The organism is Aestuariimicrobium soli (assembly GCF_051192575.1).
Classification (GTDB): domain Bacteria; phylum Actinomycetota; class Actinomycetes; order Propionibacteriales; family Propionibacteriaceae; genus Aestuariimicrobium; species Aestuariimicrobium soli.
In genome coordinates, this window is record NZ_JBPJSQ010000003.1 from 114672 (window position 1) to 140258 (window position 25587).

At 71.0% G+C, this 25587-nt stretch carries 21 protein-coding genes and 2 pseudogenes; 16 read left to right on the top strand and 7 right to left on the bottom strand.

The window, feature by feature from the left end:
* Window positions 1–5 precede the first annotated feature (5 nt).
* The 3 genes from ACSDQ9_RS04280 (at window position 6) to ACSDQ9_RS04290 (ending at window position 3295) form a co-directional block, all read left to right on the top strand.
* Complete coding sequence (locus tag ACSDQ9_RS04280; RefSeq protein WP_435144914.1) at window positions 6–1445, top strand: LutB/LldF family L-lactate oxidation iron-sulfur protein; 1440 nt, start codon at window positions 6–8, stop codon at window positions 1443–1445.
* Entirely contained in the window at window positions 1442–2077 is a 636-nt protein-coding gene (locus ACSDQ9_RS04285) for a LutC/YkgG family protein (protein ID WP_435144068.1), read from the top strand. Before ACSDQ9_RS04280 ends, ACSDQ9_RS04285 begins: the two co-directional genes overlap by 4 nt.
* A 216-nt stretch (window positions 2078–2293) precedes the next feature.
* Complete coding sequence (locus tag ACSDQ9_RS04290) at window positions 2294–3295, top strand: hydroxyacid dehydrogenase (protein ID WP_435144070.1); 1002 nt, start codon at window positions 2294–2296, stop codon at window positions 3293–3295.
* 7 nt (window positions 3296–3302) lie between these two features.
* Here the strand turns inward: ACSDQ9_RS04290 and cydC are convergent, their stop codons facing one another.
* The 4 genes from cydC to ACSDQ9_RS04310 all read right to left on the bottom strand — a co-directional run bounded on the left by cydC (window position 3303) and on the right by ACSDQ9_RS04310 (window position 9287).
* Complete coding sequence (gene cydC / locus ACSDQ9_RS04295) at window positions 3303–4841, bottom strand: thiol reductant ABC exporter subunit CydC (RefSeq protein WP_435144916.1); 1539 nt, start codon at window positions 4839–4841, stop codon at window positions 3303–3305.
* Window positions 4842–4987: 146 nt separating this feature from the next.
* On the bottom strand, window positions 4988–6616 hold the full coding sequence (gene cydD, locus ACSDQ9_RS04300; protein WP_435144918.1) for a thiol reductant ABC exporter subunit CydD: 1629 nt from the start codon (window positions 6614–6616) through the stop codon (window positions 4988–4990).
* An 88-nt stretch (window positions 6617–6704) separates the two neighbouring features.
* Window positions 6705–7784: a cytochrome d ubiquinol oxidase subunit II gene (gene cydB / locus ACSDQ9_RS04305; protein ID WP_435144072.1), complete on the bottom strand. Its 1080-nt coding sequence runs from the start codon at window positions 7782–7784 to the stop codon at window positions 6705–6707.
* A gap of 12 nt (window positions 7785–7796) precedes the next feature.
* Window positions 7797–9287, bottom strand: coding sequence for a cytochrome ubiquinol oxidase subunit I (locus ACSDQ9_RS04310; protein ID WP_435144075.1), 1491 nt, complete (start codon window positions 9285–9287; stop codon window positions 7797–7799).
* Between the two features lie 55 nt (window positions 9288–9342).
* On the opposite strand from ACSDQ9_RS04310, the gene ACSDQ9_RS04315 reads away from it, so the two are divergent.
* From ACSDQ9_RS04315 to ACSDQ9_RS04335, 5 genes and pseudogenes are all read left to right on the top strand, one after another.
* Window positions 9343–9708, top strand: a complete 366-nt coding sequence (locus tag ACSDQ9_RS04315; protein ID WP_435144078.1) for a BlaI/MecI/CopY family transcriptional regulator — start codon at window positions 9343–9345, stop codon at window positions 9706–9708.
* A gap of 206 nt (window positions 9709–9914) precedes the next feature.
* Window positions 9915–10631 carry a CpaE-like family protein gene (locus ACSDQ9_RS04320; RefSeq protein ID WP_435144080.1) on the top strand — a complete coding sequence of 239 codons (717 nt, stop codon included), beginning with the start codon at window positions 9915–9917 and terminating at the stop codon, window positions 10629–10631.
* Window positions 10628–11284: a hypothetical protein gene (locus ACSDQ9_RS04325; RefSeq protein ID WP_435144951.1), complete on the top strand. Its 657-nt coding sequence runs from the start codon at window positions 10628–10630 to the stop codon at window positions 11282–11284. The genes ACSDQ9_RS04320 and ACSDQ9_RS04325 overlap by 4 nt, the downstream gene beginning before the upstream one ends.
* Window positions 11172–11564 (top strand): annotated as a pseudogene (locus ACSDQ9_RS04330) (ATPase, T2SS/T4P/T4SS family); the annotation flags it as partial. The gene ACSDQ9_RS04325 and the pseudogene ACSDQ9_RS04330, both read left to right, overlap by 113 nt.
* Before the next feature lie 31 nt (window positions 11565–11595).
* Window positions 11596–11802 carry a hypothetical protein gene (locus ACSDQ9_RS04335; protein ID WP_435144954.1) on the top strand — a complete coding sequence of 69 codons (207 nt, stop codon included), beginning with the start codon at window positions 11596–11598 and terminating at the stop codon, window positions 11800–11802.
* A gap of 160 nt (window positions 11803–11962) precedes the next feature.
* Here ACSDQ9_RS04335 and ACSDQ9_RS04340 read toward each other — a convergent pair whose 3' ends face one another.
* Window positions 11963–13987: an MMPL family transporter gene (locus tag ACSDQ9_RS04340; RefSeq protein WP_435144081.1), complete on the bottom strand. Its 2025-nt coding sequence runs from the start codon at window positions 13985–13987 to the stop codon at window positions 11963–11965.
* Window positions 13988–14008: 21 nt separating this feature from the next.
* On the opposite strand from ACSDQ9_RS04340, the gene ACSDQ9_RS04345 reads away from it, so the two are divergent.
* The 8 genes from ACSDQ9_RS04345 to ACSDQ9_RS04380 all read left to right on the top strand — a co-directional run bounded on the left by ACSDQ9_RS04345 (window position 14009) and on the right by ACSDQ9_RS04380 (window position 22700).
* The gene (locus ACSDQ9_RS04345) at window positions 14009–14533 is read left to right on the top strand and encodes a MarR family winged helix-turn-helix transcriptional regulator (protein ID WP_435144083.1); all 525 of its coding nucleotides are present in this window, start codon (window positions 14009–14011) and stop codon (window positions 14531–14533) included.
* Between the two features lie 460 nt (window positions 14534–14993).
* Window positions 14994–16544 (top strand): M81 family metallopeptidase, encoded by a 1551-nt coding sequence (locus ACSDQ9_RS04350; protein WP_435144085.1) that lies wholly within the window; start codon window positions 14994–14996, stop codon window positions 16542–16544.
* A gap of 96 nt (window positions 16545–16640) precedes the next feature.
* The gene (locus tag ACSDQ9_RS04355; protein ID WP_435144087.1) at window positions 16641–17666 is read left to right on the top strand and encodes a LacI family DNA-binding transcriptional regulator; all 1026 of its coding nucleotides are present in this window, start codon (window positions 16641–16643) and stop codon (window positions 17664–17666) included.
* A 143-nt stretch (window positions 17667–17809) separates the two neighbouring features.
* Window positions 17810–18784, top strand: a complete 975-nt coding sequence (locus tag ACSDQ9_RS04360; protein ID WP_435144089.1) for a carbohydrate ABC transporter permease — start codon at window positions 17810–17812, stop codon at window positions 18782–18784.
* Complete coding sequence (locus tag ACSDQ9_RS04365) at window positions 18781–19683, top strand: carbohydrate ABC transporter permease (RefSeq protein ID WP_435144092.1); 903 nt, start codon at window positions 18781–18783, stop codon at window positions 19681–19683. The genes ACSDQ9_RS04360 and ACSDQ9_RS04365 overlap by 4 nt, the downstream gene beginning before the upstream one ends.
* A gap of 77 nt (window positions 19684–19760) precedes the next feature.
* A complete protein-coding gene (locus ACSDQ9_RS04370; RefSeq protein WP_435144095.1) occupies window positions 19761–21077 on the top strand; it encodes an extracellular solute-binding protein in 1317 nt (438 codons plus the stop codon).
* Between the two features lie 100 nt (window positions 21078–21177).
* Window positions 21178–22074, top strand: a complete 897-nt coding sequence (locus ACSDQ9_RS04375; RefSeq protein WP_435144098.1) for a glycoside hydrolase family 130 protein — start codon at window positions 21178–21180, stop codon at window positions 22072–22074.
* Window positions 22071–22700: an SGNH/GDSL hydrolase family protein gene (locus ACSDQ9_RS04380; RefSeq protein ID WP_435144101.1), complete on the top strand. Its 630-nt coding sequence runs from the start codon at window positions 22071–22073 to the stop codon at window positions 22698–22700. Before ACSDQ9_RS04375 ends, ACSDQ9_RS04380 begins: the two co-directional genes overlap by 4 nt.
* 36 nt (window positions 22701–22736) lie before the next feature.
* Here the strand turns inward: ACSDQ9_RS04380 and ACSDQ9_RS04385 are convergent, their stop codons facing one another.
* Both ACSDQ9_RS04385 and ACSDQ9_RS04390 read right to left on the bottom strand, forming a co-directional pair.
* Window positions 22737–23951 carry an alpha-L-rhamnosidase-related protein gene (locus ACSDQ9_RS04385; RefSeq protein WP_435144920.1) on the bottom strand — a complete coding sequence of 405 codons (1215 nt, stop codon included), beginning with the start codon at window positions 23949–23951 and terminating at the stop codon, window positions 22737–22739.
* Window positions 23915–25579 (bottom strand): annotated as a pseudogene (locus ACSDQ9_RS04390) (alpha-L-rhamnosidase N-terminal domain-containing protein); the annotation flags it as partial. The gene ACSDQ9_RS04385 and the pseudogene ACSDQ9_RS04390, both read right to left, overlap by 37 nt.
* Window positions 25580–25587 lie beyond the last annotated feature (8 nt).

Here is a 25587-nt window from a genome sequence, read left to right on the forward strand (position 1 = left end):
TCGGCATGCCGCCCTTCCCGAAGGCCGCCCCCGAGGCGCTGGCCAACACCACCCTGCGCACCAACCTCGCCCAGGCCACGCGCACCATCCGGGCCAAGCGGGCGGTGCGCGCGTCCGAGATCTCGAACTGGGAAGACCTGCGCACGGCCGGCGCCCAGATTCGCGACGGAGCCCTGCGCAACCTCGACCGGCTGCTCGAGCAGGCAGAGCAGGCGATGACCGCCTCGGGCGTGCAGGTGCACTGGGCCCGCGATGCCGCCGAGGCCAACCTGATCGTGACCGACCTGGTCAGGGCCGAGCAGGCGACGGAGGTGATCAAGATCAAGTCGATGGTCACCCAGGAGATCGAGCTCAACGAGGCCCTCGAAGAGGCGGGCATCGCCGCCTGGGAGACCGACCTGGCCGAGCTGATCGTGCAGCTGGGCCACGATCGTCCCAGCCACATCCTGGTGCCGGCGATCCACCGCAACCGCACCGAGGTGCGCGACATCTTCACCGCCGAGATGGGTCGCTGGGGCCGACCCGCCCCCGAGGGGCTCACCGACGAGCCGGCCGAACTGGCCGAGGCGGCGCGCCTGCACCTGCGCGAGAAGTTCCTGCGCGCCAAGGTCGGCATCTCGGGCGGCAACTTCATCGTCGCCGAGACCGGCACCCTGGTGATCGTCGAGTCCGAGGGCAACGGACGCATGTGCCTGACCCTGCCCGAGACGCTGATCTCGGTGGTGGGCATCGAGAAGGTGATCCCGACCTTCGCCGACCTCGAGGTGATGCTGCGCCTGCTGCCGCGCTCGTCCACGGGCGAGCGGATGAACCCCTACACCTCGCTGATCACTGGCGTGACCAGCGGTGACGGCCCGCGCACGCGGCACGTGGTGCTACTCGACAACGGCCGCACCAACGCCCTCGCCGACGAGGTCGGGCGCGACGCGCTGCGCTGCATCCGCTGTTCCGCCTGCCTGAACGTGTGCCCCGTCTACGAGCGGGTCGGCGGGCAGACCTACGGATCGGTCTACCCCGGCCCGATCGGAGCGATCCTGACCCCGCAGCTGCGCGGCCTCGACTCGCCCGTCGACCAGGCGCTGCCGTTCGCGTCGTCGCTGTGCGGGGCCTGCAACGACGTCTGTCCCGTCAAGATCCCGATCTCCGACATCCTCGTGCACCTGCGCGGCAAGGTCGTCGAGCACAAGACCGCCCAGCACCCCACGGCCGAGTCGGTCGCCTTCGACGCCGTCGCGCGGACGATGGCCTCCTCCCGGCTGCTGGGGGTCGCCCAGTTCGGCGCCGAACTGCTCGGACGAGGGCTGGCGATCCTCCGTCGGCCCTCGATGCCGCGACTGCCCTGGCTGGGCGCGGCGTGGTTCCGCGAGCGAGACATGGTGGCGCCGCCGAAGCAGACCTTCCGGGACTGGTGGCAGCACAACCGGCGAGAAGGGGGTGGGCGATGAGTGCCCGCGACGACATTCTGGGCCGGGTGCGCGCGGCCCTCACCGACGTTCCCGCCGACGAGCAGCGCCAGGTGGACTGGCAGTACGGTCGGGCCACTCCGCTCGCGTCGGTGATCGACACGTTCGCCGAGAACATCGACGAGTACGGCGCCCGGCTCACCCGGGTCGCTCCCGACGACCTGCCCGGCGCCATGGCCGCCGCCCTGACCGACGCTGGCGCCCGGTCGGTGGTGGTGCCGCACGACCTGGACGAGTCCTGGCTGTCGGAGGTGCGGGGGCTGATGGTGGTGCCCGATCACGGGCAGCTGACGGCGCGCGAACTCGACGGCATCGACGCGGTGGTCACCGCCTCGCTGGTGTCGTCGGCCGAGACGGGAACCATCTGCCTCGATCACGGGGTCGGTCAGGGTCGGCGGGCCATCTCGCTGGTGCCCGACATTCATGTCTGCGTCGTGGCAGTGGACTCGGTGGTCTCGGACATTCCCGAGGCCGTGGCACGGCTGCACGCCTCGGCGGCTGCCGGTCGTCCGATCACGTGGATCTCGGGTGGATCGGCCACCTCGGACATCGAGCTCGACCGCGTCGAGGGCGTGCACGGTCCGCGCCGGCTGCACGTGCTGCTGGTGGGCTGACGGCGCTCGCGTCCAAAAATGGCCACTCGCGGGGGTGGTGGCACTGAAAGCGGTCGATTCGGCCACCGAGAGGCCATTTCTGGACATTCGGCACCCACGATCGGAAGCGGCACCCGACACACCCTGCCCCGGAGACCCGCCCAACGCCCCGCCCAACCGACGCTCAACTACTGGGAAAGCGCTTTCACCGCCCCGGACCCGCGCCAGACTGGAGCCATGAGCGCACCCGTCGTCCTGCTGGCCGTCCATGAGCACCTGCGAGAGCCCTTCTTCGGCCGCGGCGAACTGGAGCGCCTGCAGGCCGTCGCCGACGTGCGGCTCGCCGCCGACCCCGGCACCCTGAGCGCCGCCGAACTCGCCGAGGCCATCGTGCTGGTCACCGGCTGGGGCACCGGACGCCTGACCCCCGAGCTGCTCGACTCCGCCCCACGGCTGACCACGCTGGTGCACTCGGCTGGCAGCCTGCGGGCCGTGCTCGACCCTGACTGCTACCGCCGCGACGGGTTCATCGCCTCCTGCCAGTCCGACACCAACGCGCTGCCGGTGGTCGACTTCACCCTCGCCGTGGTGATCCTCGCCCTGAAGAACGCGTTCGTGCTGCGCGAGAAGTTCCGCGAGCACCGCACCGACACCTCCGATGCCCGTTCCTGGGGCGCCGACGGGGTGCCCTTCCGCCGGGTCGCGATCGTCGGCGCGTCCAGAATTGGACGAGGCGTGCTCGCCAAGCTGCGTCCCCTCGAGGTCGAACTGGGGCTCTACGACCCCTACGTCACCGCAGACGAGGCGGCCGAGCTGGGGGCCACGAAGTTCGACGACCTCGTCGAGTTGGCGCGCTGGAGCGAGGTCTTCTCGGTGCACGCCCCCTGGCTGCCCTCCACCGAGGGACTCGTCTCGGCCGAGGTGCTGGCCGCGCTGCCCGACGGCTCCCACTTCATCAACACCTCCCGCGGCGCGGTGGTCGACGAGCCAGCCCTGGTGGCCGAGCTGCAGACCGGTCGCTTCGACGCCGTGCTCGACGTCACCTGGCCGGAGCCCCCCGAGGCCGACTCGCCGCTGTGGGAGCTGCCGAACGTCTTCCTGACCCCGCACATCGCCGGGTCGCAGGGAACCGAGTTCGGGTTGCTCGGACGAGGGGCCATCGATGAGGCGATTCGCGTCGTCACGGGGCAGCCGCTGGTGCACCCCGTCGACGCCGCTGGCTACGAGCGCCAGGCCTGAGGAACCCTCACCCCAGCCTGACCACCCGCGAACAGGCGGCCATCACGTCGGCGTCGTGGGTGATCACCAGCACGGGGCTGTCACCGGCGGACGCCCACACGTCGGTCATCAGGGCGGCAGCCGTCTCGTGGTCGAGGTGCTCGGTGGGCTCGTCGAGAATCCACAGATCGTGGGTGCCGACCAGCAGCCGGGCCAGCGCCAGCCGCCTCGCCTCGCCGCCCGACAGGGTCGCGCCCGCCTCACCGATCACGCGCTCGGGGTCGAGGTCGAGCCCGGCGCGGGCCAAGGCGTCCCGCACCTGCGCGTCGGTGGCCTGGCGGTCGCCGATGCGCACGTTCTCGCTGACCGTCGTGCGGAAGATGTGCGCGTTCTGGGCGAGGTAGCCCACCCGACCGGCCGAGACGGCCTCGCCATCGAGGGCGGGAATCATCCCCATCACCGTCGCGGCCACCGTCGTCTTCCCGATCCCCGACCGCCCCACCAGCGCCACCCGTTCCCCGGGAGCCACCGACAGGTCGAGGTCTCGGACCACCGGCGCCCCGCCCGGCCACCCGGCGGTGACCGAGCTCAGCCGCAACCCGGGATCGGCGGAGGCCTCACGACGGGCGTCACCGGAGCCGACTGGCGGCTCGTCCAATGTCTGGGCCAGGCGGGAGAGGGCGATCTGGCTGCGGGTGAAGGTCTGCGCGGCCTGGGTGAAGGTGCTGAGCACCTCGTGCATCGCCAGCGGGGTCAGCGCGACGACGGCGAGCAGGCGCGGCCCCATGGTGCCGGCCGCGACTGCGTGGCCGCCGATCCACAGTGCCGCGATCACGGCGACGCCGGAGGCGAGCACCTGCCCGCCGGTCGCCAGGCCGCGCACCCAGGCGGCGCGGCTCTCGATGCGGCGCAGGTCCTCGTCGTGGGCCAGGGCTCGGGCGATGCGGTCGTCGGCGGCACCGTTGGCGACCAGGTCCTGGCCGGCGCGGGCCAGCTCGAGTACCTCCGAGGCGAGGGCCCCGCGAGCCGGCACAGCGGCGCTGTCGTGACGCAGGCTCGCACGCTGGGTGAGCAGGGGAGCGAGCACGCCGGCGAGCAGGCAGCTGAGCAACAGCACCGCTGCCGAACCGGGGGAGAAGCGGGCGAGCATGACGGTGGTGCCGACCACCACCAGCGAGGCGGAACAGAAGGGGATGACCACACGCACGACGAGGTCCTGGATCGCCTGCACGTCGGAGATCACGCGGGCCAGGAGGTCGCCGCGGCGGCGCCCGATCAGGGTGGTGCGGGCGAGGGTGTCGTAGGTGCGCACACGCAGGGCGGCCTGCATGCGCAGCGCCAGATCGTGCCCGACGAGCCGCTCGAGGTAGCGGAAGAAGCCCCGGCTGATGCCGAAGAAGCGCACGCCCACGGCCGCGGCCTGCAGGTAGAGCACCGGCGGAGCCTCCGCAGCCCGCGAGATCAGCCAGCCGCTCACCCCCATCAGGGCCACCGAGGCACCCGAGGCGGCCCCCGCCAGCAGGATCGCCCCCAACAGTCGCCAGTGGCCGTGCCTGACCGCCGCCATCACCTCGCGGCCCAGCGCGAGACTCGCCCGCACCCGCTGGCGCCGGGGAGAGTCGGGGCGTGTCCAGAAATGGTCGCTGGAGGGCCGAGTGGGCCGATTTTCGGGCGAGTCAGCCCGCGAGTGGCCATTTTTGGACGAGAGCTCGGTCATCGCTCACCCCCGAGGTCGACGACGGTGTCGGCCAGCGCCATCACCGCGGGCCGGTGCGAGACCAGCACCACCGAGGCGCCCGCCTCGGCCACCGTGGCCACCACCCGCGCCTCGGTGTCGGCGTCGAGCCCGGCCGTCGGCTCGTCGAGCACCAGCAATCGGGCGTGGCCGAACCGCACCCGGGCCAACGCCCGAGCCAGGGCCACGCGCCGGCGCTCACCCGCCGACAGCCCTTCACCGTCGTCGCCGACGGAGCGGAAGGGGTCGACCTCGGCGGCGACGGCCGTCAGCACCTCGATGACCTGGTCGCCCGAGATCTCCGGGGCTCCCAGCCGCACGTTGTCGGCGATGCTGCCCGAGACCATGCCCGGGTGCTGCGCGACGAAGGCGACCTGCGCCAGCCACTGGTCACGATCGAGGTCGACGATCTCGCGCCGCTCTGACTCAGCCCCAGACTCCCCAGTCCCCATGCTCACGCTGACCGATCCCGACGTGGGCCGCTCGAACCCGAGCAGCAACCTGAGCAGCGTCGTCTTGCCACCCCCCGACGGCGCGCGCAGCGCCACCACCGCACCGGGATCGACGCGGAACGAGACCGGAGCCAGCGCCGTGCGCGACGATCCGGGGTGGCTGTACGTGGCTCCCTCCACGAGCACTGCGGCGGTCGCGAGGTCGGGTGCCGGCGCCGAGCCGCCCGCCTCACCGCCGGCGTCGATGATGGCGAAGGCCTCGTCCGCTGCCGCGACGCCGTCGGCGGAGTCATGGAAGTGCACGCCCACCTGACGCACGGGCAGGAAGGCCTCCGGGGCCAGGATCAGCACGAACAGGGCGGTCTCGAAGCCGACGTGCCCGAACACCAGCCGGAAGCCGACGGTCACCGCGACCACGGCCACCGACAGGTTCGCCAACAGCTCGAGCGCGAACGCCGACAGGAACGACACGTAGAGGGTGCGCATGGTCTCGCGCCGGTTGGCGTCCTCGGTGAGCTCGACCCCGCGGGCCTGGGCGCGCGCCCGTCCGAACGCCTGCAGCGTCGGCAGCCCCTCGATCAGGTCGGCGAAGTGGTTGGCCAGGCGGTCGGCCACCCTGAACCGCCGCGCGACGGCCTGCTGGGTCGTCCACCCGATCAGGGCCATGAACACCGGGATCAGTGGCAGCGTGAACGCCACGATCAGCGCCGACTGCCAGTCCGCCCACAGAATCGCTGCGCCCACGATCAGCGGCACCACCAGCGCCAACGCCAGCTGCGGCAGGTATTTCGCGTAGTAACCGTCGAGCGCGTCGAGCCCGTCGGTGACCACATGCACCAGCGTGGCGGACGACGCCTGGTCACCCGTGGGTCGCCTCAGCCGCGCGCGCAGCACGTCGCGCCGCAGTTGGGACTTCACGCTGGCGGCCGCCCGATGGGCCACGAGTTGGTTGGCCCAGGCGAGCAGGGCTCGTCCGACGAAGACAGCCGCCAGCGCGACGATCGACCCCACGAACGGATCCACCCGGCGCTCGTGGAAGATGCCGACGATCACGTGGGCCAGCAGCCAGGCCTGCGCCACGGCCAGTAGCGCCGTCGCCACCCCGACGCCGACGCCGGCCGCGAGGAACGGACGAGTGGCCCGGGCGCGTTGCAGCAGTCGGGGGTGGATCGGCCCGGTTCGCGATCGGGTCCGACGCTCGGAGCGTGGGGGCTCGCTCCCGGGATCTGGCACGGGTCCCAGACTAGGCGTGCGCCGCCGGGGCCGAGGCGTCCGCGGGCTCCACGGGCAGGTTCTTCACGCTGATCCGCTTGCGGAACACCCAGTACGACCAGGCCTGGTAGCACAGCACCACCGGCACGAAGATCGCGGCGGCGATGGTCATGATCTTGAGCGTGTACGGCGAGGACGAGGCCGACCACATGTCGAGCCCCGGCTCGCCTCGGCTGATGAAGCCGAGGTTGCCGTACATCTTCACGAACATGGCCACCACCATGGCGATCACCCCGACTCCGGTCGACACGAACGCCCACCCGCCGCGCTCGGCGCGGGTGAACCAGGCAGCCGCGGCCACCGCGACGGCGGCGAGCAGTCCGAGCACCCAGGTGACCGCGTGGGCGGCGGTGTCGGCGGGGCCGTACGCGAGGTTGAACCACGACGCCCAACCGAGCATCAGCACGGCCGCGACCAGCGCCAGGCGCACGGCCAGCCGACGGGCGTCGTCGTGCACCTCACCCTTGGTCTTGAGGGCGACGAAGACGGCCCCGTGGGCGCAGAAGAGCACCACGAACAGCACTCCACCGAGCAGCGCGAACGGGCTGAACAATGCCCAGAAGCCGGTCGTCACCAGGGGCGGGTTGCCCTCGACCACGAGGCCCTTGAGGAAGTTGGCGAAGCCGATGCCGAGCACCAGGGCGGCGATGAACGAGCCGGTGGTGGCCATCGCGTCCATCAGGTTGCGGTGGCTCTGCTCGGGCTTCTTCGAGCGGTACTCGAACGCGACCCCGCGAATGATCAGGCCGACCAGCACCAGCAGCAGCGGCAGGTACAACCCCGAGAACAGGGTCGAGTACCACCCCGGGAAGGCGGCGAACATGGCTCCGCCAGCGGTGAGCAACCAGACCTCGTTGCCGTCCCAGGTGGGGCCGATGGTGTTGACCATCACCCGGCGGCGACGGTCGCTGCGGCCCAGCACGGGCAGCAGCATGGCCACCCCGAAGTCGAACCCTTCGAGGAAGAAGAAGCCGACCCACAGCACGGCGATCAGCACGAACCAGATCGGGGTGAGCGAGGAGTGGGCGGCGGTCTCGAGCACGGTGAACATGGCCAGAACTCCTCAGTAGGCGAAGGACAAGGGAGCGTCCTCGTCCTCGATGACCTCGACGGGGGCCACGTCCGGCAGGCCCAGCTTCAGGTACTTCATGAACAACCCGACCTCGAGCACCCCGAGGGCGCCGTAGACGACGGTGTAGGTGATCATCGAGAACAGCACTGCACCGGCGCTGACCCCGGGCGAGACCCCCGCGAGGGTCGGCATCACGCCGGCGACGAGCCACGGCTGTCGTCCCATCTCGGTGAACACCCAGCCGAACGAGTTGGCGAACAGCGGCAGGAACGGCAGCACGGCCATCGCGAGCAGCCAGATTTTCGTCGGACGAGGGGTGCGGCCCTTGCGGGTGGCCCACAGGATCCACAGGCCGCCCGCGATGCCGGCGAACCCGAGGCCCATCATCAGGCGGAAGGTCCAGTAGCTGACGGGAACGTTGGGGCTGATGTCGGTGATGCCGGCCTTGGCGAGTTCGGCCGCGTAGGTCTGCTGCAGGGCGGTCTGGGTGCCGTCGTCGGCGAAGTAGCCCTTGGCGGTGAACTCGGCGTTGATGTCGTTGATGCCCTTGACCTGGGAGCCCCAGTGGCCGTTGGCGAGGTAGCCGAGCAGGCCGGGCACCTGGATGAGGTGCTTGGCCTGCGTGCCCTCGAGGTTGCCGACGCTGAGCACCGAGAAGTTGGAGCCGTCGGCGGTGTTGTAGTGGGCCTCGGCGGCGGCCATCTTCATGGGCTGCACCTGGGTCATCACCTTGCCCTGGAAGTCACCGGAGGCCATCACGACCAGCGAGGCGGCCAGCAACACGCCGGCGCCGAAACGGGCGGCCCAGCGCCAGGTGGCGGCGTCACCCTTGCCGGAGGTCTGGTCGTCGTCCCGGCCGTGCAGCTTCGACAGGTGCCAGCCGGCGATGCCCGCGACCAGTGCGCCGGCGACCATGTAGGAGGCCGAGATCTGGTGGGGGAAGGTGGCCAGGAAGACGGGGTTGGTGAGCACGGCCCCGAAGTCGGTGAGTTCGGCGCGGCCATTGCGGAAGGTGGCGCCGACGGGGTTCTGCATCCACGAGTTGGCGGCGAGGATGAACACGGCCGACAGCATGGTGCCGACGGCGACAGCGTAGATCGTCATCAGGTGCAGTTTCTTGGGCAGCTTGTCCCAGCCGAAGATCCACAGGCCGAGGAAGGTGGACTCGAGGAAGAACGCGAGCAGGGCCTCGAGTGCCAGCGGGGCGCCGAAGACGTCGCCGACGAAGCGGGAGTATTCCGACCAGTTCATGCCGAACTGGAACTCCTGCACGATGCCCGTGACCACGCCGATCGCGAAGTTGATCAGGAACAACTTGCCGTAGAACTTGGTCAACCGCAAGTAGCGTTCGTTCCCGGTTCGGTACCAGACCGTCTGCATGACCGCGACGAGCATCGACAGCGCAATCGTGATCGGCACGAAGAAGAAGTGGTAGACCGTGGTGATGCCGAACTGCCAGCGGGCAAGCACTTGAGCGTCCATGCTGGCAATCTACTACTGCATGTCGTAATTGCGGAATCGGTGAGGAGGTGGGGTCGTGGCGGTGCTGGGAGAGCTCGAGCACAAGGTGATGCGCGTGCTGTGGGCGGGGCGTGAGCCGATGAGTGTGCGCTCGGTTCACGAGGCCCTCGAGACCGATCGCGAGCTGGCCTACACCACGGTGATGACCGTCTTGGATCGGCTGGCGAAGAAGGGTGTGGTGACTCGCGAGCAGCAGGGTCGGGCGTGGCTCTACCTGCCGGTGCAGACGCAGGCGGCCATGGTCGCCGACGAGATGGCCAACCTGCTCGACGAGGCCGGCGACGAGGGCATGCGCACCGTGGGGGAGTTCATGGCCCGGCTGTCGCCGGAGCTGGCCGAGCACGCGCGGTTGTGCCTGGGGGTCAAGCCGGAGCGTCGCTGAGGGTGGTGCGGCAGTCGGCTGTGTCCAGAACTGGACCCATGTCGACACGCCCCTGCCCAGCCCCTCCCTCCTCAGCCTCTCGTCTTCACCCGCCCCCCTGACCAGTCACTCCTTCTCAGCCTCTCGTCTTCGCTCGCCGTGTCCAGAAGTGGCCACTCGCGGGCCGAATCTGCAGGGTTCTGGCCCGATGGGCGCTCTGGTGGTCAGTGCTGGACATCCTCGTGGGGAGCAGTCGGACCGCCGGGGGAGTCGCCGTCGCCCGTCGGTGGGCGGCCACGGGGTCGGCGAGCGTCGTCGTCGACCTCGACCTCGGGTCGGGAGGTCTCGACGTCACGGCCGGGGTCGAGCACCTCGTCGGACGGCGCTGGTCGGACCTCGCGGAGCTGCGCGGCGCGGTTCCCGTCGGGACGTTGACGGGGTCGTTGCCCCACGAGCACGGCTGCCACGTCCTCTCGGCCGGCGGGCCGGGCCCACCCGACGTCCCGGCAGCGGCGGTCCAGGACGGCCGCGCCGCGCTCACGGGGTCGGTCCATCCGGTCGTCCTCGACGTGCCGCGGTCCTCTCCGTACCTCGCGACCGCGCTGACGTCGGCGACGACCGTCGTCGTCCTCGCCGGGCTCACGACGAGGGCCCTGGCGGATGCCGACGCGCTCGTCGAGCGGCTCGTCGACGCGGTCGAGAGCGTCGAGCACCCCGTCGACCTCCGCCTCGTGACGCGAGGACCTCGTCCCGGTGCGGCGGTCCTCGACGACGTCGAGGCCCACCTCGGGGTCGCCCACCTGCATCATCTCCTCGACGACCCGGCGGTCGGCCGGACCGCGGAGCGCTGCCTCTGGCCGGGATCGGGGAGGGATGCCGTGCGGCGGTGCGCGGACGTCGTCCTCGAGGCGATGCTCGCGCGGTCCGTCGGGCGGGCGTCGTGACGGCCGTTCCCGCCGGCGCCCGCCGCGCGGTCGACCGCTCGATCCGGGCGGGACGGGGGCCGACGCCCATGGGGATCGCCCGCGTCCTCGACGACGAGGGGGTGCTCGGGGTGGACGGCCGCAGGCTCGCGGTCGCGTCCCTGGCCGACCGGCTCGTCGGACTCGGACCCCTGGCCCCGCTCGTCGCCGACCCTGAGGTGTGCGACGTCCTCGTCAACGGGGACGGCCGGGTCTGGGTCGAGCGCGGACAGGGCGTCGAGCCCACGACCCTCGTCATCCCGGCGGACGAGCTGCGGCCCCTCGCGTCACGGCTCGCCGGGCTCGCCGGGCGACGGCTCGACGACGCACAGCCGTGGGTCGACGGCACACTGCCCGGCGGGGTCCGGCTGCACGCCGTCCTGCCACCCCTCGCCGAGGGCGGCCCTCATCTCAGCCTGCGCATCGCCCGGCGACGGCCCGGCGGGGTGGCCGCGCTCGAGGCCCTCGGCGCGGTCGGTCCGGAGGTCGCGGACGTCCTGCGGGCGCTCGTCCCGGGCTCGGGTGGGGTTCCTCGTCACGGGTGGGACCGGAGCGGGGAAGACGACGGTCCTCGGCGCGCTGCTCGGGGAGTGCCCGCCGCACGAGCGGATCGTCGTCGTCGAGGACGTCCGTGAGCTCGACCCCGATCATCCGCACGTCGTCCGGCTCCAGGGGCGCACGCCGAACGTCGAGGGGGTCGGCGAGGTGTCGCTCGCTGTGCTCGTCCGCGAGGCCTTGCGGATGCGTCCCGACCGGCTCGTCGTGGGGGAGGTGCGCGGTCCCGAGGTCCGAGACCTGCTCGCCGCGCTCAACACCGGTCACGAGGGCGGCGCGGGCACGGTCCACGCGAACGGGCCGGCCGAGGTCCCGGCCCGGCTCGAGGCGCTCGGCTCACTCGCGGGGATGCCGCGCGAGGCGGTCCACGCGCAGCTGCGCGGCGCGCTCGGTGCCGTCGTCCACGTCGCTCGGTGCCGTCGTCCACGTCGCTCGGGCCGCCGACGGGCTCCGGCGGGTCGAGCAGGTCGGGGTGCCGACGACCGGGGCCGACGGTCTCGTCGAGGTCCGGACCGCCCTGCGCCACGGGGCGGTCGGCGTGACCGAAGGACCCGCGGCCGACGACCTACGGCGGGTGCTCGAGCGGGGGCGGTCGTGAGCGTCCTCCCTCTCGTCCTGCTCGTGGGACTCGTCGGTGGTGCGGTGCTTCTCGGCCCGCCGAGACACCCGAGGGCACCCTGACGCGCGCGTCCTCGCCACCCAGGTGCCGCCCCTATGGGCGTCAGGATAGCGGCGCCCGAGGCCTCCCCGCGCGGACCTCAGCCCTCGCTCGGCCCGACCCGGCGCGGCCACCAGAAGCGGTCTCCGAGACGGACGGCCGCGGCCGGCACGAGGAGGGTACGGACGACGAGCGTGTCGAGGAGGACACCGATGCAGATGACGACGCCGAGTTGGGCGAGGACGACGAGCGGCAGCACCCCGAGGACGGCGAACACCGCAGCGAGGAGGACGCCGGCGCTCGTGATGACGCCACCGGTGGCGGCGAGCGCGCGGAGCATCCCCTCTCGCGGTCCGTGCCGCTTCGCCTCCTCGGAGGCCCGGGTCACGAGGAAGATGTTGTAGTCGACGCCGAGCGCCACGAGGAAGACGAACGCGAGGAGCGGCACCCCCTCGTCCAGGCGGTCGAACCCGAGCACCTGGGTGAAGAGCACCCACGCCGCCCCGAGGCTCGCGAGGTAGGTCCCGACGACCGTCGCGACGAGCACGACGGGGGCCACGACGCTGCGGAGCAGGGCCCCGAGGGCGAGGAGGACGAGCGCGAGGATGAGCGGCAGGATGAGCGCCCGGTCGCGGGCGGAGGCGTCGGCGTTGTCGATCGCCTCGGCCTCGGTGCCGCCGACGTGGGTCGACGGGATGGTGCGGACGGCGTCACGGACCGCACGGACGGCGTCGCGGGACTCCTCGGAGCCGGACGACCCGGCAACGACGGCGTCGATCTCCGTGACGCCCCCGCCGCTCGCGACGACCCGCGCGGACTCCACCCCGTCGACGCCGGTGACGGTGCTCAGGACCTCGTCGGGGTCGCTCTTCGTCATGACGACGACGGGGTCGACGGAGCCGGCCGGATAGGACTGCGCGTACCGGTCGAGGGCGACGATCGACTCGGGGGTGTCGAGGAACTGGTCCGAGGTCCCGAGGCCGGCCTTGATCTGGGTGACCCCCGACGCCGCGCCGGCGAGGAGGAGGACGACGACGGCGGCCACGGCGAGCGGGCGACGGGCGACGAAGTCCCCGACCCGACGCCACAGCGAGTGCCCGTCGGCGAGACCGGTCTGTCCGACCCGCGGCACCTTGGGCCAGAAGATCCAGCGGCCGAAGACGACGAGCGCGGCGGGCAGGACGACGAGGACGAAGGCGGCCGCGACGACGACGCCGACGGCACACGCGAGGCCGAGGCCGCGGGTGGCCGGGAAGGCCGACAGGAGCAGGAGGAGCAGGCCCAGGACGACGGTCGAGGCGCTCGAGAGGACCGCCTCGGTCGTCCGACGCAGGGCGTGCGCCATCGCCTCGCGGCGGTCCTCGAAGACCCGCAGCTCGTCGCGGTAGCGCGAGATGAGGAGGAGGGCGTAGTCGGTGCCCGCACCGAAGACGAGGACGGAGAGGATGCCGACCGTCGACTCGTCCCACGCGACGTCGAAGACGGCGAGGGTGCGGGTCGCGAGGACCGCGGCGAGCTGGTCGGCCACGCCGACGACGGTGAGCGGCACGAGCCAGAGCCACGGGCTGCGGTACGTGACGAGGAGGAGGAGGGCGACGACCGAGGCGGTCGCGGCGAGGAGCCGGAAGTCCGCGCCGTCGAAGACACTCGCGAGGTCGGCCTGGATCGCGGCCGGGCCGGTGACCTGGGCGCTCACGCCGTCGGGCAAGTTCGCGCGGGCCTCGGAGCGCAGCCGCTCGACGACGTCGGCCGTGCGGGCGGCGTCGCCGGCCTCGACGGGGACGACGACGACGGCAGCGGTGCCGTCCTCGCTGAACTGCGGGGGCATCCCCGTGGCCCCCGGCAGCGACCGGGCCGTCCCCTCGATCGCCTGCTTGTCGGCGGCGGTGAGGGTGCCGTCGCGGGAGAAGAGGACGACGGCCGCCGAGCCCTGCTCGTCGGGCAGCTGCTGGCGCAGCTCGGCCGCGGCGAGGCTGTCCGAGCCGACCGGCAGCGCGGTGAGCGTGCCGTCCGGCTTCGTGGCCTGGCCGACGAGGCCCACGACCGCGCCGGCGCCGAGGAGCGCGACGAGGGCGAGGACCCCCGCGACCCAGCGGCGGGTGATCAGAGCGGCGATACGTCCCACGGGTGGCCCTCCGTTGCTACGATGGCGTACCAGGTGATTCACCTGATTGCTAAGTTGGTGAGTGATATTACACAGCATCGCAAACGCGAAGCAAGTCCGGCCCTCACGGAGGTCGTCCCCGGGTGGGCCGAGTCGTCGACCCTCGACGCGCTCCAGGAGCTCGTCGACGTCGCCGTCCAGATGCCCCACGAGGTGGCCCGCCGCGCCGGGCTCTCCACCTCCGAGCTGCACTCCCTGCGGCACCTGTCCGCCGGCCCCCTGGGCCCGGTCGAGCTCGCCCGCCTCCTCGGGGTGACCTCGGCCGCCTCGTCCGGGGTCGTCGACCGGCTCGTCGCCCGCGGTCACGTCGAGCGACGGCCCCACCCCGAGGACGGACGCCGCACGGCGGTCGTCATCACGGACAGCGGCCGGCTCGAGGTCGTCCGCCAGCTCGCGCCGATGTTCGAGGGGCTGGCACGGATCGACGGCTCCCTCTCCCCCGACGAGCGCGCGGTCGTCGAGCGCTACCTCCGCGGGGCCACCGAGGCGATGCGGAGGCTCATGTGAGCACCGACCCGACCACCGACCCGCCGCTGGCCTCCCGCGTCGTCGACACCCTCCTCGACCGCACCGTCGCCCCCGGTTTCACCTCGGTCGGGCTCGCGGTCCGCAAGCGCCTGCCGGGCTGGCCCGCCGACCCGGCTCCGGACGCCCTGCGCGGCCACGCCGTCGCCGTCACCGGGGCCTCGTCCGGGCTCGGCCGCCGCACCGCCCTCGACCTCGCGGCCCTCGGCGCCTCCGTCCACCTCGTCGTGCGGGAGCGGGGGTGTCCACAACCGCACCCGGCCCCTCCAGCGCGGCCAAGCCCTTGCCATCCCTGCCCACACCATCCCGGCCCTTTGCCTCCTTCCCCGCCGTCGCTGTCCAGAAGTGGACACTCGCGGCCCAGATCAGCGGGTTTCACGCCCGATGAGCGCTCCGGTGGTCACTTCTGGACACCCTCGGGGGTGGCTGCAAGAGTCGGCCCATGACTTTGGCGAGCGAGATCTGGGTTCCTGACACCGTCGAGCGGCACGAGGGGGGGCTGGCCAGACCGCGGATCGCGATCGCGGGAATCTCGATCGAGTCGAGCACCTTCTCGGCCCATCGCTCGGGCGACGAGGCCTTCACGATGTGGCGCGGCGAGGACCTGCTCAGCGGCCTCAACCCCTTTCTGGCTCCCGGGCACCCGTTCCGGGAGGCGGCCGAGTGGGTCCCGATCGCCCGCGGTCGCTCGTTGCCCGGCGGCACCGTGGTGCGCGAGACCTACGAGCGCATGGCCGACGAGATCGTCGACGGATTGCGGGAGGCGGGCCCCCTCGACGGCCTCTGGTACGACATCCACGGCGCGATGAGCGTCGAGGGACTCGAGGACGCAGAGGGTGACCTGATCACCCGCATCCGTGAGGTGGTCGGCGACGATGTGCTCATCGGCGCCTCGATGGACCTGCACGGCAACGTCTCCCGCACGCTGGCCACCCAGGTCGACCTGCTCTCCTGCTACCGCATGGCTCCCCACGAGGACGCCCCGAACACCCGCAAGCGCCTCGCCCGCTCGCTGCTCAACCGTCTGCTGGGGCCGGTCGGGGCCGACGTCCAGGCCCGGCGTCCGTACAAGGCCTGGGTGCAGGTGCCAGTGCTGCTCCCCGGGGAGAAGACCTCGACCCGCCTCGAGCCCGCCACCAGCATCTACCAGGAGCTGCCGGGCATCGAGGCCCTCGACGGGGTGATCGACGCCTCGTACTGGATCGGCTACGCCTGGGCCGACGAACCCCGTTGTCAGGCCGCGGTCGTCGTCTACGGCGACGATGCCGAGCTGTGCCAGCGCGAGGCCGATCGGGTGGCCGCCCTCATCTGGGACCGCCACGACGAGTTCCAGTTCGTCGCCCCCGCCGACACCCTTGAGGTGTGCCTCGAGCAGGCCCTGGCGCCGCAGGCGGCTCGTCCGTACTTCATCTCCGACTCCGGCGACAACCCGACGGCCGGCGGCTCGGGCGACGTCACCTGGACGGTGCACCAGTTGCTGAAGCATCCGGTGCGCACCGCGGGCTTCCCGGTGATTCACGCCTCGATGTTCGACCGGGCCGCCGTGGCCGCCTGTGTCGCGGCCGGGGTGGGTGGCCGGGTCGACCTCGAGGTCGGCGCCGGGGTCGACGCCACCACCGCGGGCCCGGTGCCGATCGCGGGCGAGGTGTTCTCGATCACCGAGGGCGACCCCGTCGCGGGCACCGTCGCGGTGATCAAGGTCGACGACCTGCACCTGATCGTCACGGAGCGCCGCAAGCCCTACCACCACGAGTCGGACTTCACCGCTCTCGGGCTCGACCCGCGCGCGGCCGGCATCGTGATCGTCAAGATCGGCTACCTCGAACCCGAGCTCTACGACATGGCCGCCGACTGGATGATGGCGCTCACCCCCGGCGGTGTCGACCAGGACCTGCTGCGTCTGGGTCACCACCGCATCGAGCGCCCGATGTTCCCGTTCGACCCTGACATGGAACGCCCCGACCTGCGCTCCGAGTTGCTCCGCGGACGCTGACGCCTCCCGACCCGCCGCCTGTCCGGGGCGGGATGCCGGGGGCGGCGGGCTGGTGTCAACGTTGACAATGCGGGCGCCAGCCCTAGTCTGTGCACCATGATGACCGAAGGACAGGCGCCGCGACTCGTCCGACCCCGCATGCAGGATGTCGCCGACGCCGCCGGGGTCAGCATCAAGACCGTGTCGCGGGCGCTGACCGGCACCGGAGCCGTCAAGGAGGCCACCCGCGAGCGCATTCTCGCCGAGGCGCGCCGGGTCGGGTTCCAGCGCAATGACATCGCCGCAGGCCTCCGCCAGGGGCAGTCGATGCGCACCCTGGGCGTCATGTTGGGTGACCTCGCGAACCCCTTCTTCCCGCCGCTGTTGCGCGGCATCCACGACGTCGCGGCCCGGCGGGGCCACCTCGTGATCTCCGCCGACGCCCAGGGTGACCCCGACCTGGAGCGCCGGTCGATCGAGTCGCTGCTGGCCCATCGCGTCGCGGGCCTGATCATCGCCCCGACGGGCACCGACTTCAGCTATCTCGGCGACCAGACCCAGTTCGGGTCGGCCATCGTGTTCGTCGACTCCAACCCCCTGGGCACCGGCGCCGACTCGGTGATCACGACCAACACCGCCAGCAGCCGCGCGGGAGTGGCGCACCTGATCTCGCGCGGGCATCGCCGGATCGGCTACCTCGGGCACCCCCAGGCCGGCGACGGCGTGCCCAAGCGGTGGCAGGGCTACGCCGATGCGCTGGCCGAGGCGGGCCTTTCGGTCGATGAGAGCATCGTCCGTCGTGACCTGCGCAACGAGGAGGACAGTGCACGCGCCGCCTCGGAGTTGTTGTCGCTGGACGAGCCGCCGACCGCCCTGTTCTCCGACAACAACCGGCTCACGGTGGGGGCGCTGCAGTCGGAGGTCTACTCGCGCCGGCCGGTGCCGATGGTCGGCTTCGACGCGTTCGACCTGGCGGCCCAGTTCGGCGTCTCGGTGATCGACAGCGATCCCTTCGCGGTCGGACGAGCCGGCGCCGAACTGCTGTTCGAGCGACTCGAGAACCCCGATGGTCCGCCGCGGCGGCGCACCATCAAGGCGAGGCTGATCGTCAACGACCAGCCCCTGTACGGCGTGCCGGCCTGATCCAAGGCTGACCCAGCGAGCCTGACCCGCGAGGCCTGCCCGCAGGTCAACGACTCGCCAAAATGACAACGTTGACACTGCCACGCTGATCGCGTACGTTCACGGGTGACTCCTCATATGTCAACGTTGACAGAAACGGTTCCATGACCACCACACTCGCGAGAACTCTCGCCCCGGAAGCCGCCGAGCTGACCGCTGTGTCGGCGGTGCCGGCTCGTCCGCGCGGACGCCGCTGGCGCACCACGCTGACCGGCTACCTGTTCATCCTGCCCGGCATCATCGGCTTCGGCCTGATGGTGCTCTACCCGGCGCTCACCTCGCTCTACCACTCCTTCACGAAGTGGAACGGGCTGACCGCGGCCACCTGGGTCGGGTTCGACAACTTCGTCTACCTGTTCACCAAGGACCCGCTGTTCTGGCCGTCGCTGCGGGCGACCGCCTACTACGTGTTGCTGACCGTGCCGGCCTCGATGGTGGCCGGGTTGGCGCTGGCCCTGCTGATCAACCGCCGCCTGGCCGGGGTCAAGATCTTCCGCACCGTCTTCTACCTGCCGGTGGTGCTGCCCGCGGTGGCGGTGCTGACCCTGTGGAAGTACATCTACGAGCCCACCTACGGCCTCGCCAACCAGGTGCTCGAGTTCCTGCACCTGCCCACCTCGATGTGGCTGGGTGACGCCAAGGTGGCGCTGCCGGCGATCGTGATCGTCAACATCTGGGGCATCGGCGGCACCATGATCATCTTCCTCGCCGGCCTGCAGGCCGTGCCCCAGGAGCTCTACGAGGCGGCCATGATCGACGGCGCCGGCCCCATCCGCCGGTTCGTCGGGGTGACGCTGCCCATGATGGGCCCGATCCTCGTGCTGCAACTGATGCTGCAGGTCAACGGCGCCTTCCAGACATTCACCCAGGTGGCGATCCTCACCAAGGGCGGCCCGGGGGTCTCGACCAACCTGCTGATGTACAAGATCTACAACGACGGCTTCGGCGACTTCATCTCGTCGCCCCAGCTCGGCTACGCCACCGCCGAGGTGTGGGTGCTGTTCGTGATCGTGATGGTCGTCACGGCGTTGCTCCTGAGGCTCAGCAATCGCTTCGCCTACGAGGGGGACGCGGCATGAGTGCGGCCACCCAACCTCTCGTCGCGGACCAGCACGGGCGGCGGCCTCGTCCGCTGGCTGCCCGCGTTCCCCTGGGGGTGTCGCGACTCGCCTGGTACGCCCTGTGCTGCCTGCTCGGCGCCACCATGTTGCTGCCGCTGGTGTGGATGCTGTCGATCTCGCTGAAGAGCGACGCCAACATCCAGGCGCTGCCGCCCACGTTCTTCCCCTCGGAGTTCCAGTGGAGCAATTACGTCACCGGCCCCACCCAGATCCACTTCGGACGCCTGCTCGGCAACACCATGATCATCACGGTGCTGTCGACCATCGGTTCGGTGATCAGCTCGATGCTGGTCGCCTACGGTCTGGCCCGCATCGAGTTCCCCGGACGACGGCTCTGGTTCGGCCTGATCGCGTTCAGCGTCTTCGTCCCCGGAGTGATCGGGCTGATCCCGCTGCAGCGGCTCTACATCCAGCTCGGGCTGCTCGACACCTACGTGCCGCTGATCCTGCCCGCCTTCCTGGCCAGCCCGATCTTCGTCTACCTCGCCCGGCAGTACAACCTGTCGATCCCGAAGTACCTCGACGAGTCGGCCATGCTCGACGGCGCCGGCCACTGGCACATCTTCACGCGCATCATGCTGCCGCTCACCCGGCCGGCCTGGATCACGATCGCGATCATGGCCTTCCAGTTCTCGTGGAACGACTACCTGACCCCGCTGATCTACCTGCAGTCGAGCGAGAAGTACACCCTCGCCATCGGCATGGCCTCGTTCATCGGCGACCACGCTGGCGACTCCGCCTACAACTACTACATGGCGACCAACATGCTCTACATGCTGCCGCCCCTGGCCCTGTTCTTCCTTGCCCAGCGGTACTTCATGGAGGGGCTCGGCTCCCTCGGCACCACCGGCAAGTGACCGTCCCACCCCCAGCCAGTCCACCCCCAGCCAGTCAACCCTCACCCGACCCAGCCCTCACCGAAGAGAGACCTGTCATGATTCGACGCCGCTCACTGCTCAGCCTCGCCGCCGCCACCGCCGCCGGTGGACTCACCCTCGCGGGGTGTGGGTCCGACTCGGGGACGGGATCCTCGTCCGACCAGGTCACCTACATGACGTGGGAGTCCAACGACACCAACGCGGCCATGGATGCGACCTTCAAGACCTTCACCGAGCAGAGCTCGATCACGATGGTGCGCCAGGAGTCGCCCAACACCGATTACGCGCAGAAGCTGGCCTCGCTGCTGCTGTCGAAGAAGGCGCCCGACTTCTTCTGGTGCTCGACCACCCAGGCGCAGAACCTCGCCGCCCAGGGGCTGGTCTTCGATTGGACGAGCCACCTCAAGGACTCCGGCAAGGGTCTCAACCAGGCCGACTTCGCCCCCGGATCGCTCGAGCTGTACACCGCGCCCGACGGCACGATCATCGGCATCCCGACCCTGGCCAACACCTACGGCGTCTTCTACAACAAGGACATGTTCAAGGCCGCCGGGCTGGCCGAACCCACCCCCGAGTGGACCTACGACGAGATGCTGGCCGATGCCAAGGCGCTCACCGGTTTCACAGGGACGAAGGGCCCCGGCCTGGTGACCGCCTGGTCGCTGCTGGCCAGCCCCCAAGGGCTGTCGGCCTACTCGGTGGCCAACGGCGGCGCGCCGTTCCTGGACAAGGACCTGGGCGCCACCAAGGTGACCGCCAGCCCGCAACTGGTCGAGGGGGCGCAGAAGCTGGCGGACGCCGTCAAGGCCGGGCACCTGACCGCGCCCGACTTCGACGCCACCAACTCGGTGGCCGTCTTCTCCAACGGCGGCAACGGCATGCTGTTCGGCGGCCAGTGGCTCGCCCAGACCATCAAGCCCACGGGGGCGGGCTTCGAGTGGGGCTACGCGCCCTGGCCGCGCGGTTCGGCCTCGGCGGTGCAGCCCATCGAGGCCAACGGCGTCTGCTCGCCGGCGACGCTGAAGAACCCCGACGCCACCTATCAGGCGATCGCCTACATGCTGTCGAAGGGCTTCAACGAGGTGATGGCCAAGATCCCCGTCGCCCCGATCGCCTACACCCCCGGCTCGACCGGCTACTTCGACAACCTCGAGAAGCAGGGCGGCGCGCTCGCCGCGATCGGCGCGACCGCCAAGTACGAGTTGGGCGCCGAGCAGAAGTTCGGCACCCAGATGCTCGACCCGTGGGCCACCAAGGCGGGCGACATCATCACCGCCAAGTGGACTCCGGCGTTGGGCGGCAAGACCGACCTGCAGGCGGGGATCACGGCCACGGTGACCGGCATTCAGGGCCTGATCGACTCCGAGAAGTGAGGATCGCGTGACCCACCCGACCCCGCCTGCAACCCCGCCCGTTTCGCCGCCCCCGATCGACTACCCGTTCGGGCCCTTCGTCCCCTCAACGGCCAATCCTGTGCTGCGGCCCGGGACGGCGCGGTGGGAGTCGGCCTGCGTCTACAACCCGGCCGCGATCGTCCACGACGACCGCGTCGTGCTGCTCTACCGGGCCCACGCCGACGACATCGTGTCGTCGATCGGGCTGGCCTGGTCTGACGACGGCCTGCACTTCGAGCGCGAGGCCGAGCCCGTGCTGTGGCCCGAGCACGACTACGAGAAATACGGCTGCGAGGACCCACGGGTCGTCCGCGTCGACGACACCTTCTTCCTGACCTACACCGGCTGGGACCGGTCGGCGGCCCGGCTGTGCCTGGCGACGTCGACCGACCTCAGGAACTGGACGAAACACGGGCCGATGCTGCCCGGGTTGAACACGTTCGCCGGGCTGCGCACGACCCCCGAGGCCGAGTGGAGCAAGGGCGGGGTGATCCTCGAGACCCCCGTCGACGGCCGATACCTGATGTGGGTCGGCGAGGGCAACGTGTACGTGGCGGAGTCGTCCGACCTGGTCACGTGGCGATTGCTGTCGGACGAACCGGTGCTTCGTCCGAGCCCCGGCACGTTCATGGGCGACCTGGTCGAGACCGGGCCGCAACCGGTGCTCACGCGCACCGGGCACGTGCTGCTGATGCACAACAGCGCCATCGAACTGCCCGAAGGAGGCGTGTACTACGCCTGCGGACAGGTGCTGATCGACCCCGCCGAACCGACGGTTCCGGTGGCGGCGCTGCTGCAGCCCTGGCTCGAACCGACCACGGACGAGGACCGCCACGGCCTCGTCGACAACGTGACCTTCGTGGAGGGACTCGTGTTCCACCGCCGCACGTGGTTCGCCTACTACGGTCAGAGTGACACCACCGTGGGTGTCGCGACGTTCACGCCCCACCCCGATGCAGGACAGAGGACCGCATGACCCTTCACCTTCCCGACGGCGCCACCGTGATGTTCACCGGCGACTCGATCACCGACTGCCAGCGCGGCGTCACCGAGCACGGCCTCGGCTGGGGCTACCCGCGCCTGGTCGCCGGCGGTCACGGCGCCAAGCGCCCCACCTCGGGCATCACCTGGCTCAACACCGGCATCTCGGGCAACCGGGTCAGTGACCTGCTGGTCAGGTGGGACGAGGAGGTGCTCGCCCCCAAGCCCGACGTGCTGTCGGTGCTGGTCGGCATCAACGACTGCGGTCGGCGGTTCAGCGGCACGGGGGAGGAGGTCTCCGAGGCCGACTACCGCGCCGGCTACCACGACCTGCTGGAGCGTGCGCTCGCGGCCGGGGTCGGGTCGTTGGTGCTGATCGAGCCCTTCCTGCTGCCAATTGACGGCAGCGGCCAGCGCCAGTGGCGGGAGGATCTCGACCCGAAGATCCAGGTCGTGCGCGACCTGGCCAAGGAGTTCGGGGCGCACCTGCTCGCCGCCGACGGCATGTACGCCCAACTGTCGGCGACCACGGGGCCGGAGCCCTGGGCGGCCGACGGCGTGCACCCGACGGCCGCGGGTCACTGGGCGCTGGCCCAGGCGTGGCTGGGGCTGGTGTCCTGACAACGATCGCCCGAACGACCGAGCACCTCTCGACGGTCAGCTCTGGAGCTGGATGAGGTGCTCGGTCGTTCTGCCTGTCCGGCGCTGGGTGTGCCGGGCTCCTTCGGGGACGACGACGCTCACCCCGGTGCGGGCCAGGACTCGTCCGCTGATGGTCGCGCCGCGGCGTTCCCACTCGGCGCTCACCTCGCCGGCAAGCGTCGTCAGCGCCGACGCGCAGCCGAAGCCTTTCTCGGCCGGCAGGTGCGGGTCGACGCGGACGGCGTCCCACCCGGGCGCATGGGGGCTGAGGCCGGCGACGTCGGCGTGCAGCCAGCCCACGATCGAGCCGAACATGGCGTGGTTGTGGGAACGCCCGTCGAGCTCCCAGTTCTCGTACAGCGTGGTGGCGCCGTTGGCCAGCCACCAACCCCAACTGGGGTAGTCGCGCTGGCGGGCCACCGCGAACGCCAGGTCGCAGCGGCCCAGCCGCACCAGTGTGGGCAGCAGGAACCTGGTGCCCACGATGCCGGTGTCGAGGTGGCGGTCGCGGGCCTCCAGTTCCCGCACCAGCCGGGCGGCGGCGAGATCGCGGCGCTCGGGCAGGGCCAGGCCGAACGCCAGGGGCAGCACGGTGGAGGTCTCGCGGTAGCCCTCGCCGCCTGCCTCGCCACTGGCCTCGCCCTCGCCTGACGCCGACCAGTGGTCACCGCGCCAGAACTCGGCGTCGAAGCGCCGGGCGAGGGCTGCGGCGCGGGCCTCATGATGGGCGGCGGCCGCAGGCTCGTCCATGATGCGCAGGGCGCGGGCGAACTGTCGCAGGAAGCGGTGGTGGTAGGCGGTCGACAGCAGTGCCGGTGACTCGGGCGGGGCGATGTGGCCGGGAGCGTTCCAGTCGCCCAGGCCGGTGTCGATGATGCCGGTGGGGAAGCGGCGTTCGAGGAAGTCCAGGTAGCGGCGTTGCGCGGGCAGGGCGCGGCGCAGGGTGGCGACGTCGGCGTAGTGGCGCAGCAGGGTGGCGGGGATCTCGAACAGGGCGGCGTCCCAGGCTGGTGAGGGCACGTCGAAGATCCAGTTGCCGGGCGGTGTCGGGGCGATGCCCGGCAGCGAACCGTCGGACGTTTGGGTGGGCAGCAGGCTGGCGGTGAACCAGTCGCCGAGCGCGGTGGCATCCAGAACGTGGAGGCGTGGCTCTTGGCGAGCAGTTGCGCGTCGCCGGTGTAGCCCTGCTTCTCGTAGAGGGGGGTGTCGATGGGGATGCCCTGCAGGCAGTTCTCGAAGGTGAGCAGCGCGGTGTCATGGATCGCGGTGAGCAGCGGGTCGGTGCAGGTGAACGTGCTGACCCGTTCCGGCGCGGACGAGACCCGCTCCACGGTGAGCTCGACCGGATCACTGGTGCCGACGACCTCGACGTGTCGGAAGCCCGCCCACGCGAGGTCGAGGGCGACGGGTTCCCCGGGACGAAGGCCGGTCAGGTGGCTGCTCTGGAGGTCGCCGGGGATGGCTCCGTCGGCGGCGAGCACGCGGCCGTCGGGGTCGAGGTGTTCGCCCAGAGTGACGGTGAGCGGGGGGATGGGGGCGGCCGGGAGTGTGGGGGTGGTGCCGGGCACGGTGAGGGTGAGGATGCCAGCGATGTTGGCGGCCAGGTCGAAGCGCTGCCGGTCGCTGGCGGTGAACTGGTGGGCCACGATCGGGATGCGTCCACGTCGGGTGCTGGGGGGCTGGCGGACGGCGGTGAGCCGTCCTCGCGGGGCGGGCACGGGTTTCGCGGCCGGCGCGGGCGGGGCGGGGTGGGGCGGGTGAGTGAAGGTGGAGGTGAGGTCGATGACGTGACCGGTGTAGAGGGAGTCGTCGAGCACGGCGGTGCGGGTGAGGGTCCAGTCGGGGCCGGTGACGAGCAGGGGGCGGGACGGGTCGGCGAGGTCGACGAGCACGAGGCGGAGCTTGGGTTCGTCGCGCCAGGGTGCCCGGTGCCAGCCGAAGGTGGTGGGGGTGGTCATCGCGTAGAAGCCTCGGCCCAGGCGGGCCGTGATCGTGGTGATTCCCGGGCTGACCAGCGGTGACACGTCAAAAGTTCGGGCCAGTACGACCTGGTCGTAGGCAGACGGAGGAGGGTCGAAGCGCCCGTCGCCGACGCGTTCGCCGTTGATCCACAGCTCGAGGCTGCCCAGACCGCAGGCGTGCAGGCGGAGGGGGCCATGGTCGGCTGGGGTCTCGAAGGTGGCCGTCAGCAGCGGGGCGGCGCCGGTGGTGGGGGAGTCGGTGGCGAGGTCGGGCGCGTGCTCGGTACCGATCCAGGAACTGGTGCCCCAGTCTGGTTCATCCAGGGGACCGGTCTCGAAGCTCGCCCACTGGCTCCAGGTCGAGGTCCTGCTGCCGGTCGATCGCACCCGCCACTGCACACGGGTCCAGGCCGTCAGGGCGAGCGGGTACTCGAGTCGAGGGGCGCCGTGGAGCGTGAAGGTGCGGGATGCGAGCGTGCGGGGTTCACCACCGCCTGGCTGGACGGCAACGGCGATCTCGACCTCGAAGGCCCGCTCGTCGGTGTCGGGTTGCCAGCTGAGCAGCGGCGCGCGGTCGAGCCCGATCGGGTCGACGCGGTAGTCGGTGAGCAGTCCCGTGGGCATCGAGCTGCTGCTCTCTGGGATCGAGGAGGAAGGCGTGACGGGGGAGGGCATGGGAGTCCTGGGTCTGCAATGTGGCTGCGGCTTCGCGAGCGATGACAACGTTGACATTAGCGGTGGTGGGGCCCGGCGCGTGCCGTCAGCCCCAACGCGTGCCATGACATCCCCCTGCGCTCGTCCCCGCGTCCAGAAATGGCCTCCCGACGCCGTTCTGGCTCGATTCGAGGCGAGTTGTCCACAGCCGCGGCCACGGTTGGACCGTTGTCCACAGGCCATCAAGGAAT

Excerpts from the sequence above, each read along its gene's own strand:
- ACSDQ9_RS04280 (WP_435144914.1), top strand. The coding sequence starts at position 6 with ATGCCGCCCTTCCCGAAGGCCGCCCCCGAGGCGCTGGCCAACACCACC.
- ACSDQ9_RS04285 (WP_435144068.1), top strand. The coding sequence starts at position 1,442 with ATGAGTGCCCGCGACGACATTCTGGGCCGGGTGCGCGCGGCCCTCACC.
- ACSDQ9_RS04290 (WP_435144070.1), top strand. The coding sequence starts at position 2,294 with ATGAGCGCACCCGTCGTCCTGCTGGCCGTCCATGAGCACCTGCGAGAG.
- cydC (WP_435144916.1), bottom strand. The coding sequence starts at position 4,841 with ATGGCGGCGGTCAGGCACGGCCACTGGCGACTGTTGGGGGCGATCCTG.
- cydB (WP_435144072.1), bottom strand. The coding sequence starts at position 7,784 with ATGTTCACCGTGCTCGAGACCGCCGCCCACTCCTCGCTCACCCCGATC.
- ACSDQ9_RS04310 (WP_435144075.1), bottom strand. The coding sequence starts at position 9,287 with ATGGACGCTCAAGTGCTTGCCCGCTGGCAGTTCGGCATCACCACGGTC.
- ACSDQ9_RS04345 (WP_435144083.1), top strand. The coding sequence starts at position 14,009 with ATGGCGTACCAGGTGATTCACCTGATTGCTAAGTTGGTGAGTGATATT.
- ACSDQ9_RS04350 (WP_435144085.1), top strand. The coding sequence starts at position 14,994 with ATGACTTTGGCGAGCGAGATCTGGGTTCCTGACACCGTCGAGCGGCAC.
- ACSDQ9_RS04355 (WP_435144087.1), top strand. The coding sequence starts at position 16,641 with ATGATGACCGAAGGACAGGCGCCGCGACTCGTCCGACCCCGCATGCAG.
- ACSDQ9_RS04360 (WP_435144089.1), top strand. The coding sequence starts at position 17,810 with ATGACCACCACACTCGCGAGAACTCTCGCCCCGGAAGCCGCCGAGCTG.
- ACSDQ9_RS04365 (WP_435144092.1), top strand. The coding sequence starts at position 18,781 with ATGAGTGCGGCCACCCAACCTCTCGTCGCGGACCAGCACGGGCGGCGG.
- ACSDQ9_RS04370 (WP_435144095.1), top strand. The coding sequence starts at position 19,761 with ATGATTCGACGCCGCTCACTGCTCAGCCTCGCCGCCGCCACCGCCGCC.
- ACSDQ9_RS04380 (WP_435144101.1), top strand. The coding sequence starts at position 22,071 with ATGACCCTTCACCTTCCCGACGGCGCCACCGTGATGTTCACCGGCGAC.